General features: G+C 65.8%; 16 protein-coding genes and 1 pseudogene. 7 read left to right on the forward strand and 10 right to left on the reverse strand.

What is annotated here, in order from left to right:
- Positions 1–3: 3 nt before the first annotated feature.
- Complete coding sequence (gene katG / locus H0B56_RS19805; protein ID WP_180894602.1) at positions 4–2235, forward strand: catalase/peroxidase HPI; 2232 nt, start codon at positions 4–6, stop codon at positions 2233–2235.
- A gap of 122 nt (positions 2236–2357) precedes the next feature.
- Here the strand turns inward: katG and H0B56_RS19810 are convergent, their stop codons facing one another.
- Entirely contained in the window at positions 2358–2864 is a 507-nt protein-coding gene (locus tag H0B56_RS19810; RefSeq protein ID WP_343063971.1) for a TlpA family protein disulfide reductase, read from the reverse strand.
- Positions 2865–3190: 326 nt separating this feature from the next.
- On the opposite strand from H0B56_RS19810, the gene H0B56_RS19815 reads away from it, so the two are divergent.
- A complete protein-coding gene (locus tag H0B56_RS19815) occupies positions 3191–3520 on the forward strand; it encodes a hypothetical protein (RefSeq protein WP_180894603.1) in 330 nt (109 codons plus the stop codon).
- Between the two features lie 35 nt (positions 3521–3555).
- Here the strand turns inward: H0B56_RS19815 and H0B56_RS19820 are convergent, their stop codons facing one another.
- Together H0B56_RS19820 and H0B56_RS19825 are read right to left on the reverse strand one after the other, a co-directional pair.
- A complete protein-coding gene (locus tag H0B56_RS19820) occupies positions 3556–3912 on the reverse strand; it encodes a helix-turn-helix domain-containing protein (RefSeq protein ID WP_180894604.1) in 357 nt (118 codons plus the stop codon).
- 89 nt (positions 3913–4001) lie between these two features.
- A complete protein-coding gene (locus tag H0B56_RS19825) occupies positions 4002–4682 on the reverse strand; it encodes a TetR/AcrR family transcriptional regulator (protein WP_219632944.1) in 681 nt (226 codons plus the stop codon).
- A gap of 90 nt (positions 4683–4772) precedes the next feature.
- Between H0B56_RS19825 and H0B56_RS19830 the strand changes: the two genes are divergently transcribed.
- The 3 genes from H0B56_RS19830 to H0B56_RS19840 all read left to right on the forward strand — a co-directional run bounded on the left by H0B56_RS19830 (position 4773) and on the right by H0B56_RS19840 (position 7698).
- Positions 4773–5459, forward strand: coding sequence for a hypothetical protein (locus H0B56_RS19830; RefSeq protein WP_219632945.1), 687 nt, complete (start codon positions 4773–4775; stop codon positions 5457–5459).
- Positions 5456–6265, forward strand: coding sequence for an SDR family oxidoreductase (locus H0B56_RS19835; RefSeq protein WP_180894606.1), 810 nt, complete (start codon positions 5456–5458; stop codon positions 6263–6265). Before H0B56_RS19830 ends, H0B56_RS19835 begins: the two co-directional genes overlap by 4 nt.
- 134 nt (positions 6266–6399) lie before the next feature.
- Positions 6400–7698 (forward strand): cytochrome P450, encoded by a 1299-nt coding sequence (locus H0B56_RS19840; protein WP_246361369.1) that lies wholly within the window; start codon positions 6400–6402, stop codon positions 7696–7698.
- Here the strand turns inward: H0B56_RS19840 and H0B56_RS19845 are convergent.
- Complete coding sequence (locus H0B56_RS19845) at positions 7695–7892, reverse strand: hypothetical protein (protein WP_180894608.1); 198 nt, start codon at positions 7890–7892, stop codon at positions 7695–7697. The two genes, H0B56_RS19840 and H0B56_RS19845, sit on opposite strands and share 4 nt — an antisense overlap.
- 14 nt (positions 7893–7906) lie before the next feature.
- Here H0B56_RS19845 and H0B56_RS23335 point away from each other — a divergent pair, with 14 nt between their 5' ends.
- A complete protein-coding gene (locus tag H0B56_RS23335; RefSeq protein WP_281373709.1) occupies positions 7907–8029 on the forward strand; it encodes a hypothetical protein in 123 nt (40 codons plus the stop codon).
- 437 nt (positions 8030–8466) lie between these two features.
- Here the strand turns inward: H0B56_RS23335 and H0B56_RS19850 are convergent, their stop codons facing one another.
- Complete coding sequence (locus tag H0B56_RS19850) at positions 8467–8703, reverse strand: hypothetical protein (protein WP_180894609.1); 237 nt, start codon at positions 8701–8703, stop codon at positions 8467–8469.
- Between the two features lie 74 nt (positions 8704–8777).
- On the opposite strand from H0B56_RS19850, the gene H0B56_RS19855 reads away from it, so the two are divergent.
- Positions 8778–9752, forward strand: a complete 975-nt coding sequence (locus H0B56_RS19855) for a GlxA family transcriptional regulator (protein ID WP_180894610.1) — start codon at positions 8778–8780, stop codon at positions 9750–9752.
- 84 nt (positions 9753–9836) lie between these two features.
- On the opposite strand, the pseudogene H0B56_RS23060 reads toward H0B56_RS19855, so the two are convergent.
- From H0B56_RS23060 to H0B56_RS19880, 5 genes and pseudogenes are all read right to left on the reverse strand, one after another.
- A pseudogene (locus H0B56_RS23060) lies at positions 9837–9965 on the reverse strand (IS110 family transposase); the annotation flags it as partial.
- 10 nt (positions 9966–9975) lie between these two features.
- The gene (locus H0B56_RS19865) at positions 9976–10137 is read right to left on the reverse strand and encodes a transposase (RefSeq protein ID WP_180894611.1); all 162 of its coding nucleotides are present in this window, start codon (positions 10135–10137) and stop codon (positions 9976–9978) included.
- Between the two features lie 154 nt (positions 10138–10291).
- The gene (locus H0B56_RS19870) at positions 10292–10609 is read right to left on the reverse strand and encodes a hypothetical protein (protein ID WP_180894612.1); all 318 of its coding nucleotides are present in this window, start codon (positions 10607–10609) and stop codon (positions 10292–10294) included.
- A 596-nt stretch (positions 10610–11205) separates the two neighbouring features.
- Positions 11206–11604, reverse strand: a complete 399-nt coding sequence (locus H0B56_RS19875; protein WP_180894613.1) for a hypothetical protein — start codon at positions 11602–11604, stop codon at positions 11206–11208.
- Positions 11605–11609: 5 nt separating this feature from the next.
- Positions 11610–11876, reverse strand: coding sequence for a BrnT family toxin (locus H0B56_RS19880; protein WP_180894614.1), 267 nt, complete (start codon positions 11874–11876; stop codon positions 11610–11612).
- Positions 11877–12159: the final 283 nt, after the last annotated feature.

A 12159-nucleotide genomic window follows, 5' to 3' on the forward strand; every position in this document is an offset into this window, starting at 1 on the left:
ACCATGCCAGAGCAACACGACGCCGTCGCCGGACAGGCGAGTACAGAGAACGGAGGTGGCTGCCCGGTCGTACACGGCAACGGCCTCCCGCACCCGACGCAGGGTGACAGCAACCGTTACTGGTGGCCAGACCGGCTCAACCTGAAGATCCTCGCGAAGAACCACCCGGCGTCCGACCCGATGGGTGAGGACTTCGACTACGCCGAGGAGTTCAAGACCCTCGACCTCCCCACCGTGAAGCGGGACATCGAGGAGGTACTGACCACCTCACAGGACTGGTGGCCCGCCGACTTCGGCCACTACGGCGGGCTGATGATCCGCATGGCCTGGCACAGCGCGGGAACCTACCGCGTGAGCGACGGTCGCGGCGGTGCCGGGACGGGCCAGCAGCGCTTCGCCCCGATCAACAGCTGGCCGGACAACGGCAACCTGGACAAGGCGCGCAGGTTGCTGTGGCCGGTCAAGCAGAAGTACGGCCGCAAGCTGTCCTGGGCGGACCTGATGGTCCTCGCAGGCAACGTGGCGCTGGAGTCGATGGGCTTCAAGACCTTCGGCTTCGCGGGGGGCCGTGAGGACGTCTGGGAGCCCGAGGACGATGTCTACTGGGGCGCCGAGACCACCTGGCTCGGCAGCGACAAGCGCATCTCCGGTGGCGAGCAGCGCAACCTGGAGAAGCCGCTCGGCGCGACGCACATGGGCCTGATCTACGTGAACCCGGAAGGCCCCGAGGGCCAGCCGGACCCGGTCGCCGCCGCGCGCGACATCCGCGAGACGTTCGGCCGGATGGCGATGAACGACGAGGAGACGGTCGCGCTGATCGCGGGTGGGCACACCTTCGGCAAGACCCACGGTGCGGCACCGGACTCCAACCTCGGAGCCGACCCGGAGGCCGCGCCGCTCGAACAGCAGGGGCTCGGCTGGGCCAACAGCCACGGCACCGGCAAGGGCGCCGACGCGATCACCAGCGGCCTCGAGGTGACCTGGACATCCACACCGACCCAGTGGAGCAACGGCTACTTCGAGAACCTGTTCGGCTACGAGTGGGAGCTCACGCAGAGCCCCGGCGGCGCGTACCAGTTCGTCGCGAAGGACGCCGAGGAGACCATCCCCGACGCCCACGACCCCAGCAAGAAGCACAAGCCGACGATGCTGGTCACCGACATCTCGTTGAAGGTCGATCCGATCTACGAGCCGATCTCGCGCAGGTTCAAGGACAACCCCGACGAGTTCGCCGACGCCTTCGCGCGCGCTTGGTACAAGCTGACCCATCGCGACATGGGGCCGATCGACCGCTACCTCGGGCCCGAGGTCCCGTCCGAGGAGCTGCTGTGGCAGGACCCGGTGCCCAAGCCGGACCACAAGCTCGTCGGTGCCAAGGAGATCGCCGAGCTCAAGCAGAAGATCGCCGACTCCGGACTCACGGTGCAGCAGCTTGTGTCTACCGCGTGGGCGGCTGCCTCGACGTTCCGCGACAGCGACAAGCGCGGCGGCGCCAACGGCGGTCGCATCCGGCTGGAGCCGCAGAAGAACTGGGAAGTCAACGAGCCCCAGAAGCTCGCGACGGTGATCAGCACGCTCGAGGACATCCAGCAGTCCTTCAACGCACAGTCCGGTGACACGAAGGTCTCGTTCGCCGACCTGGTCGTCCTCGCGGGCTGCGTGGGTGTCGAGCAGGCGGCCAAGTCCGCGGGTTACGACATCGAGGTCCCGTTCACGCCGGGCCGTGGCGACTCCACGCAGGAGCAGACCGATGTGGAGTCCTTCTCCTACCTCGAGCCTGCCGCGGACGGGTTCCGCAACTACCTCGGCAAGGGCAGCCAGCTGCCTGCGGAGAACCTGCTCGTCGACAAGGCGAATCTGCTCACCTTGAGCGCACCGGAGATGACGGTCCTCGTGGGCGGCCTTCGCGTGCTCGGCGCGAACTACCAGCAGTCCTCGCTCGGCGCGCTGACCGACAAGCCGGGGACGCTGACCAACGACTTCTTCGTGAACCTGCTCGACATGGGCACCACGTGGAAGCCGACGGACGAGTCCTCGGAGACGTTCGAGGCGCGCGACGCCTCGGGCAACGTCAAGTGGACCGGAAGCCGCGTCGACCTCGTGTTCGGCTCGAACTCCGAGCTGCGTGCGCTCGCGGAGGTCTACGCCTGCGCAGACGCGCGGGAGAAGTTCGTGCGCGACTTCGTCGCGGCCTGGGACAAGGTGATGAACCTCGACCGGTTCGACCTCGCGTGAGGTAGACCGTCCAGGCCGGCCCACGTGGGTCGGCCTGGACGGCCCCCGCACTCACCGAACCGAACCCTTCTCGATAGCCGGCGGCTTGTCGAGGGTGGGATGCGCTACGTCGGCGGCGCCGCTCACGCGGTGGCGCGTGACTCGAGCCAACGGTCGAACTCCTGCCTGGTGAACGTGCCGTCGACACGCTCGATGTCGCCGTCCGCACTGATGAACGCGAACGCAGGCTGGGCCGTGACCCCGAAACGGGTCCACACCTGGCCGTCCTCGTCGTTGAGGTTCGTGAACCCGTCGGTGCCGAACCTGGAGGTGAACTCGCGCATGGCGTCGACATCGTCCCGGGCAGCGACGCCGACGAACGTCACCTCGTCGCCGTGCTCGGCTGCCAGCTCAGCGACGAACGGCGCCTCGTGCCGACAGATCGAACACCACGGCGCCCAGAAGAACAGCACAGCAGGCTCACCGGCGAGCTCCGCCCCCGCGTAGGACTCGCCGTCGAGCGTTTCCGCATTGAAATCGAGCTTCTCCGGTACCTCCGCGGACCGTGCCCCGGAACCGTCCCCGCCGCACGCGGCGAGCATCAGCAGCGCGCTCAGTGCCAGACCGAGCAGACGGACACGGACGATCACACGACACCTCCTGGCTCCAGCGGCCGTATGCCTGGCTCCGCACAACGGGCCGCGTACCGATCTCACCGGATCACGCACGAGCACGCCGGGACTTTGTCAGCAGTATGACACCGCCGGCCAGGCTAGGAACGCGGTCAATTCCACGGCCCGCTTGGATACGCGTGCCGGTCCCGTCACTGACGTATCCGGCGGCTTCGCCCGCGATCTCGACAAACCCGGCCGGCCCCAGCCGGAAGAGCGCATCCGCGTCCCGAACGGATCGGCCACGGTTCGCCGGGTTCCGAAGTGGATCATCTGGCAAGTCAGCGGGAGATACCCTGGCCCCGATGCGAAAAACGACGGACTCGACGGCACTGGCACGGGTACCAGCCGTCGTCTCGGCAATAGCAGCGCTGGCCGCTCTCGGCTCCAGCGTGTACCTGGCCCTGGAAATCGCCGACGGCTTCGACACCCCCGTGAACCTGGACGGCGTCGAGCGGTTCGGCCTAGCCGTACTGATCAGCGCCACGGCGGCGTTCACGCTCTCGGCGGTGCTGCTGGTGTTGCGTCGGCGCGCCGGCTGCTGGATCGCTACTGCTGGTGCGGTGGCGGCGATCGTGGCGTTCCTGGTCGTGTTTCAGCACTACGCGGACCAGCTCGGATCGAGCGGGCCCTGAATCACCGGGCAAGCTGAAGGGCCTCACACGACGAGTCACGTCGACGACCGCGAATGGACGGCGTCCTGGACGAACCATTGCACAAGCGTCACCGCCAAGTGTACGGCCACCTCGGCTTCGGCCGTGCATGCTGGGGCGATGATGACACAACGCGCCAACACCTCGTGTCCGGAGATCCGCGCTTGCTCGATCCGGGAACCGCGCGCTTTGGTGATCCCCATGCGGTCAGCGACATCCTGCCGGGTCAGGCCGCGGGCCCGCCTGATCTCGGTTAGGCGATGGCCCCGCACCGTGGCAAGCAACTCGTCCTTGCCGGCGACCACGGCTTCCGCGCCCCCGGCACGCTCAACGTGCGAGGTACGCACGTCCTTCCACCGTGTGTAGCCGCTCATGACCCGCCTTCATCCTCAGCGTGGTCGAGTGAACCGTAGGACTCGGGGTAGCTACAGTTTGCCTTGTTCCGCCGTGCACGCGAAGCCGGCTATATGGCGCTGTTGGACGGCTGAGTCGTCTCGAGCCTCGACCGGGCGATACCCGCCGCACTTTCTCCCACTGCGAGCCACAACGCTGAGATGTCGTCGACGAGCTGTTTCCGACCGATGGGAGCAGTGCCGTTCACCCAGGACAAGATGGCCTGGGCAGTTCCGCCAATGACGAAGGCCGGAGCGGTCGACGCGAGGGAGTCGTATTCCAGCTCGACACCATGGATACTACGGGCGTGGTCGACGAGAATCGCGGTGAGCCCCGTCATCGCATCGGTGCGCCGAGCGTGTTCGGTGGGACTGTCGGCCACCCCACCGAGTAGCACCAGCGCCTTACGAGGATCAGTACCCAAGACGCCGACCACGGCATCGACCGCTGCGCGCGCCTGGTCCGCGAGGGGAAGCTCGATCGAGTTCTTGTAGGCGGTGACGGCAGCGTCACCGACCTCCGCCGCGACCTCATCGATCACGGCGCTGGCCAACGTGTCGAGGTCGGTGAAGCTCTCATAGAAATACCGCTTGTTGAGCCGCGCTTCGGCGCACAGGCGGACGACGGTCGCTGACCGCCACCGGTTTTCGGCCATCGCCGTCAGGGCAACATCGATCAGCTGCGAGCGTCGGCGCCGGACGCGTTCCGGCGCCGACGCTCCCCTGTAACTGCGTTCACCGGTTGAGGACACGCACACCATCCTCCCACCTCCCGGTGTACGGACTTGCCATTGACAGCCACGAAGATCTGGTACAGCATCGTACCAGATTGGAGGCGCACGATGACCGTTGAAACGAAGGGTGTCGCTGAGCAAGCGGATGCCGGCGAACAGTTACCGAACGCGAGCGTCATGCTCGGCGAACTCCGCGCACTCGCTGAACACAGCCCGACAAGGGCCCGTGCGGAGACTTGGTCGTACTTGCACGCATTGGGTAACCGAAACGACCACGACGCGCTGTCACACCTGTTCGGTGCGGGCATCGAACCTCGCAACCTGGACGGAAAGCTCGAGGGCCAGATCGTCGGAAAGCTTTTCGGTATCCCCGAGGCCAAACTCGCCAATCAACTCATGAGGATCGACCCGACGTGGCGAGGCAAGTCTTTCGACCTGGCCGCGGGTACGGGCCTGAATCGCCTCTCACCTATCGCGTTGGTGGTGATGCCCGTCGTCACGTTCGGCTACCTCGGACTCCGGAAGGTCGGCAAGGAGGCGGAGGGGTTCCACTTCGACCACGCAGTCGGCCAGGGCCTCATCGAACCACGAGTGACGGTGCGCGCGTTGGACTATGGAGTGCCACAGTACAAGAATCCGGGTGTTCGCACGTTCCCGATCCGAAAGACTCGCGACGAGATCGTCGAACTGACGCCGGGTGTGTACCTCGGCCGAGCGCTCCTGTTCAAGGGGTCCGACGAGATCCGTCCCATCGCCTATTTCGCGCTGCGGCATCCAGTGGGCAGCCCGCTATGATCACACTCAACAATGCACGAGTGTGCGTGACCGGCGGCGCCCGAGGAATCGGGCGGGCCACCGTCGCGGAATTGGTCGGTCGTGGAGCCACGGTCTGGATCGGTGATCGCGACCTTGCCGCCGCGCAGGAAACTGCCGAAGCGCTCGGCGCCCACGCTCACTACCTCGACGTCACCGACGAAGCCAGCTTCAACGACTACCTTCGGGCGGCTTCCGAGCAGGGGCCGATCGACATGTTGGTCAACAACGCAGGGATCCAGCTCATGGGACACTTCGTCGACCAGGACCTTGCCGCGTTGCAGCGCGAGTTGGCGATCAATCTGGGCGCGACCCTGACCGGATCGCACCTCGTCCTGCCCAGCATGATCAAACGTGGCCGAGGGCATATCGTGAACGTGGCGTCGATGGCCAGCAAGGTCACCACCCCGGGGATCGCGACGTACTGCGCGTCGAAATACGGAGTTGTCGCTCTCTCGCGGGCAATCCGCGCCGAACTCGCCGGAACCGGCGTCACATTGAGCACGATCATGCCGGCCGCCACCCGGACGGCGCTGACATCCGGTGTCCGGTTGCGCCTGCAACCCACCCTGGACCCCGAAACCGTCGCCGCGGCGATCGTTGACAGCGCGGAACACGGGCGGGGCGAGGTGACGGTGCCGCGATACCTGGCGCCGATGGGGCTACTCGAGGAGGTGATGCCCTCCAAGATGATGTGGCGGCTCAAGCGATTCATCAGTGGTGGCGATTACGGCTCCTACGACCCGAGCGAACGACAGGCCTACCTCGAAAGGACCCGTTCCTCATGACGGTTGTGTCCAAGCCACTACGAGCAGCACTCGCCGACTCGGTCCAACGAATCGGGGCAGCGATAACCTCTCGGTACCCGGAGAATCCACAACCACTGGCCGAACCGCCCGCGGGTAGCGGGCTTCGGCCGGTGATGGGCAGCTACGGATTTCCGGGCATCGGCCACGCCGTCGAGAGCATGGCCAGCCCATTGGCCTACCCACGAGAACAGTATCGACGCTACGGGCCCGTCTCATGGACGGGCGCCGTCGGCTTCCGCGTCGTTACCGTCATGGGTCCTGATGCCCTGCAACAAGTCTGGCTCGACCGCAACAAGGTGTTCTCGAGCGAACGTGGCTGGCGGCCGGTCATCGGCCCGTTCTTCCACCGCGGGTTGATGCTGCTGGACTTCGATGAGCACCTGTTCCATCGGCGGATCATGCAGCAGGCCTTCACGCGTCCGCGGCTGAACGACTATCTGGAGGCAACCTGGCCACTGGTCGATCGGACCCTGCGTTCGTGGACGCCCGGACAGCGGTTTCACATGTACGACCACGCCAAACAACTACTGCTCGATCTGGCCTGTCAGGTTTTCGTCGGCGAGTCACCCACCAGCTCCGCCGCACGCCAGCTGTCGGAGGCGTTCGACGACGCCGTCCACGGCGGTCAGGCAATGATCCGCTACCCCGTCCCTGGCGGAGCCTGGTCGCGCGGCCTTACCGGACGCCGGTTCTTGAAGTCCTACTTCCGAAACAGGGTCGCTACCCGCCGCGCCGGCAACGGCACCGACCTGTTCAGCGTGCTCTGCAAAGTGGAATCCGACGACGGTGCCGTCTTCACCGACGACGACATCGTGAACCACATGATCTTCTTGTTGATGGCAGCGCACGACACCAGCACGATCGCACTGTCGATGATGGCGTACCACATCGGCAAGGATCAGCCGCTGCAAACCGCCTTGCGGGAAGAAGCCCGGTCGCTACCCGACACGCCGTCGATCGAGCAACTGAACGAACCCACTCTCCTGGACATGGCGTTCAAAGAAACCCTACGCATGCATGCACCCGCAGGCACGCTGTTCCGGCAGGCGACCGCGGACACCGAGATCCTCGGCCACTACATACCGGCCAACACACAAGTGGCGCTGAACCTGCACGCGTCGATGCGGCTCCAACAGTGGTGGCCCAACCCGGACACCTTCGATCCCTACCGATTCCAAGACCCCAACAGCGTCAAAGAACTGCACGGCTACGCCTGGTCACCCTTCGGCGCCGGCGCACACAAATGCATCGGAATGCACTTCGGCGGACTCACCGTCAAGGCAGCGATGCATCAGCTCCTCAGACGCTACCGATGGTCCGTCCCAGCCGACTACACACCACTGATGACATGGGGTACCGGACCAACACCCGCCGACGGACTCCCGGTCACACTGCAGCCGCACACGAACTAGGCGAACCGCCCCGGCGTGTCCGGAGACTGTGAACTCGACCGGCCACAGCGCTGAGCGTGCGGCACATCGGCCAGCACGTCGGTGAACACCACGACCGACGGTCTGCGATGGGGTGTCGAGTCGATGTGCGCCCAGCTCACCGAGCCGGGTCGTGCGATCACCCCCGCGACCTGCCACGAACACCGCTCCCGCACGCCCACTGCTCGACATGATCGGGCGGCGCTGTACCGCGTTCGTCGTCGACGCGGTCGAGCAGGCCATCTGGACGCGGCAGCGCGAGGGCACCGACCTCGCGGGCCCGATCACGCGTCACGACCACGGCAGCCAGTAGCTGTCCGCAGCCTGTTCCGAGCGGCTCGACACGGCCGCGATCAAGCACTCAACCGGTACCGTGGTCCCCTCGGCCGAGCCACAGGCCCTGATCGACCAGTTCGTCACCATCGACAACCAGCACCCGCCGCATGGGCATCGGCGCCGAACACGGCCGAACCCTCATCAACAAGAGTTCGGCCGTCCGCGAGGTCCTGAGACACCGCACCCGGAGCCGGCAAGGGATTCGAACCCCTGACCTACGGTTTACAAGGGTGGGCGCCAACGTTCACCACCGCCACGACCAGCGACAATGACCACGCGCCCGGTCTCTCCAGGCATCGAGGCACCGATTTGCGCTCCCGCGGTGCCCGCTGCGTGTCAAGCCCTAGGTGTGGCGGTCGCCGTCAGAAGGTCCTGATCGATCCGACCAGCGACGTCGTAAGCGTCGGCTGGCCCTCAAGGTCGTGGGTGGCAGGGTTCCGACGCGCGTCGGCTGCGGGCATCGTGATCGGGAGGTACGTCGATCCCGTGCCGGACGCTGGAGAACGCGTCGATGCCCCAGGCGACCTGGCGGGCGCCGCTCCACAGGGTGTGAAGCAGGCGCCGGATGGGCTGCTGAGCGCGAACGTCGTGCGAGGACGACGAGTCGTTGGTCTTCAGGGTCTGGTCTGCGATGAAGTCGTCGAAGTACATGGCTCAAGAGTCGCAAAGCGGCGCCGTCCCGCAGAAGTGGCAAAATTGACGCAACCTGATAGGATTTTGCCATCATGACGACACGGCGTCCGACGATCACGATCCCGCTCATTGACGGCATGACCCTGTTCGAGATCGGCATGCCGCTGGAGGCGCTGGGCTACGAGTGGGGCCCCGAGCACGGGCCGCTCTACGACGTGACGCTGTGCGGCGACCTGCGCGGCGTTCGCACCCACACCGGAGCCCGGCTGGCCCCTGAGCGGCCGCTGAGCGCCGCGGCCGAGGGCGACACGATGCTGGTGCCTGCGGTGCCACCGGGGCGATCGGTCGGCTCCCGGCTGGTTCGCGAGCTGCGGCGCGCCGCCGACCGGGGCACCCGCATAGTGGCGCTGTGCACCGGCACGTTCGCGCTCGCCGAGGCTGGACTGCTCGACGGGCGTCGGGCCACCACTCACTGGCGGCACACCGCACTGCTGCAGCGGATGTACCCCAACGTCGAGCTCGACGCACGCGCCATCTACGTGGAGGACAACGACATCTTCACCAGTGCCGGCTCGGCGGCGGGCCTCGACCTCTGCCTGCATCTGATCCGGCGCGACCACGGGGAGCGCGCCGCGAACAACACGGCCCGCTACCTCGTCATCGCCGCCCACCGTGACGGTGATCAGGCGCAGTACGTCCACGCCGAGCCGCTGGAGGACCGCGCCGCCTGGTTGGACAACCTCCGCGCGTGGCTGCGCGAGAACCTCCGCCGGCCGCTAACGCTCACCGAGCTGGGGCGAGCGGCGAACCTCTCGCCCCGCACCCTCGCCCGAAGGTTCGAGCAGGACGTCGGCACCACGCCCATGCGCTGGGTCGCCGCGGAACGGATCGCGGCGGCCAAGGAACTGCTCGAGACCACCGACCTCACGGTGGACCGGATCTCCTCCGAGGTCGGCTACGGGTCGCCGGTGACGTTCCGAACCGCCTTCACCCAAGAGGTCGGCATCTCACCGAAGCGCTACCGCTCGCGGTTCGCGGCAACACTCGACCCCACCGCTCCGGCATAACTGGGTCTGTTGGTTGAACGGTGTTAGTGGGCCTGACACGCCGAATGTTCTTGGCGTGAAGGAATCTCCATGAGTTGGTGAAGTAGCAGGCGCGGCCGTTGGGGAGGTGGTGAACGGTCGCTTGTCGCGCAGCATTGCCCAGAGCACATCGATGCGTCGTCGGGCGAGAGCCAGTACGGCCCGGGTATGCAGCAAGCCTTCGCTGCGCTTTTTGAGGGGTTCCTCAGGTTCGTGTGGGTAGTGTGATGGTGATGCCTCCGGTGCAGAGGTAGACCATGGCGATGAGGGCGGTTGCGCTGTGATGGCCGTAGCCGCGGTGGTTGATCAGTCGGGTTTCAGAGTTCAGGCCTTCGAGTTTGCTGTTGGACATGCCCAGTTCGATCACGGCCGGGTGACTTTCCCCGCTGGACCGGACACTCTCCGATCAGCTCGAGTGTCCGGTCCAGCGGGGAAAGTCACGTCGAAGGCTCACGGCGCCGCGCGTGCTGCGGTACGTCCTTCTCGGCTCGCCGAGCCCATTCAGCTGGTACACAGCCCAGTTACGAGGTCCCGGGGTGCGCAAGGCGCCCACGCGCATCCGCTGGTGCATTAGCCCAACACTGGCGCATCGTGTTGCCGGCCAGCGGCCGGCATGCGTGCGGCCGGGACGTGCGGTGATCGACCAGACCGTTGGCCATACGGGAGTGGATCCGGCACCGGCGCAGCTCGGCGTACAGCGAGTCAACGATCTCGCCATCGACCCGACCCGCCTTCTCCTCACCGATCAGCGGGCGCACATGGAGCGCGACCAGCTCCTCATACCGCTTCTTCGTCTTCCGCTGCACCTCCTCCAGGTGCCGATCCAGCAGCAGGTTCACCGTGGCATTCGCTTCGGGTGCCGGAGCTCGTCGACCGGACCTAACCCACCCTCGCCCCGCACACGCAACGCCCCACTCGGCCGAGCGTCGATGGTGCCACCAGCAGGGCGCCTGCGGGACTTCTTGGATCGAGCCATACCACGACCGTGGCGGCACTCTGGGTCACAGAACGGGTCACGGCACGCAAGGCCACCGAAGCTTCGGCGGCATCGCCCCAGGTCAAACTCGGAGCCGGCAAGGGGATTCGAACCTCTGACCTACGGTTTACACGGGTGGACGACGACGTTCACCACCGCCACCACCAGCGACGATGGCCACGCACCGCGACGCCGTGGTCATCAAGAACCACGCTGATCGACCCGGTTTCGTGCCACAGGCTGTGCCACGCCCGAGCGCTCAGACTGCGCGACGTCACAGGTCGGCATCGCGACAAGAGACCTGGACCCAATTGACACAATAGGTCCGGCCACGGATCGTTTCTGTATACAACTGACTACCTGGCCCCTTGTCTCCGGCGATCAGCAGGGTGCAGTCCCGCCACGTATCGCACGCAAACAAGATCCACCGTGCCAGGACGCAGTTCCTCGAGGTAATGGCTATGCGGACCGTTTGGTGTTGTCCGGCGCCGCGGTGCGCTTACGAGTTGCGGTCTTCTTCGTCGTCGCACGTGATGCGGTCTTTCGCGCGGGCGTGACGGCTTCGAGGAGAGTGTCCAGCTTGTTGTTGATCTGCTGTAGGTCGTCCGCTTCCTCGGCACTGTCCCGGACGCTGCGCTCGAGAATCTCGCGGATGTAGGCCGTGTGGCGCTTACCTTCACGCCGCGCATCCTCCTTGAGCCGCTCGAACACCTCGCGCGGCAGACGGAGCGATGTGGTCACCATCGGCTCGACCCACGTGCCGCCCTCCATCTCGTCGGCGGTGTCGTGCTCGTCGTAGTAACTCGCCAACGCCTCCAGCTCCTCGGCCGGGCGGGGCAGCTTCTCCGCATCGCTCATCGTCGTCACCTCGCTTTCCGGCTGAACGTGCGCTTCTCACGAGTCGTCATGTCTCGAGCCGTCACGATGAACGCCTCACCGCCATCGTCGACGGCCACCACGAACAGGTACCGACCCGAGCGCGTCCGCCCATAGATCAGGGTCGAGTCGTTCTTACCTGCGGTCATCCAGTACGGGCGATACAAGATCGCTTCACGGACCTCGTCCATCGTCACGCCATGACGTGCGATGTGCTCGGCGGACCACTCGCCGTCCTTGACGCCCTTCCACACTCACTAAGTGTATTGCAAACGCAATGCACTTACAAGCCGAGTACCAGAAGCCCCGATGGCTGGATCCCTCCGCGTGCACCAGCATCGACACTGGCGAGCTATAGAAGGAAGCTAACCAGGAGAATTCAGACACTCGCGCCACGGTCTGTGCCACGCAAGATCGTTCACCCTCTTCCGCGCCGCATCCCCCAGCTCCCACACGGAGCCGGCAAAGGGATTCGAACCCCTGACCTACGGTTTACAAGGGTGGACGACGACATCAACCACAGCCACTACCAGTAAC

Source organism: Haloechinothrix aidingensis (assembly GCF_013450155.1).
GTDB classification, from domain to species: domain Bacteria; phylum Actinomycetota; class Actinomycetes; order Mycobacteriales; family Pseudonocardiaceae; genus Haloechinothrix; species Haloechinothrix aidingensis.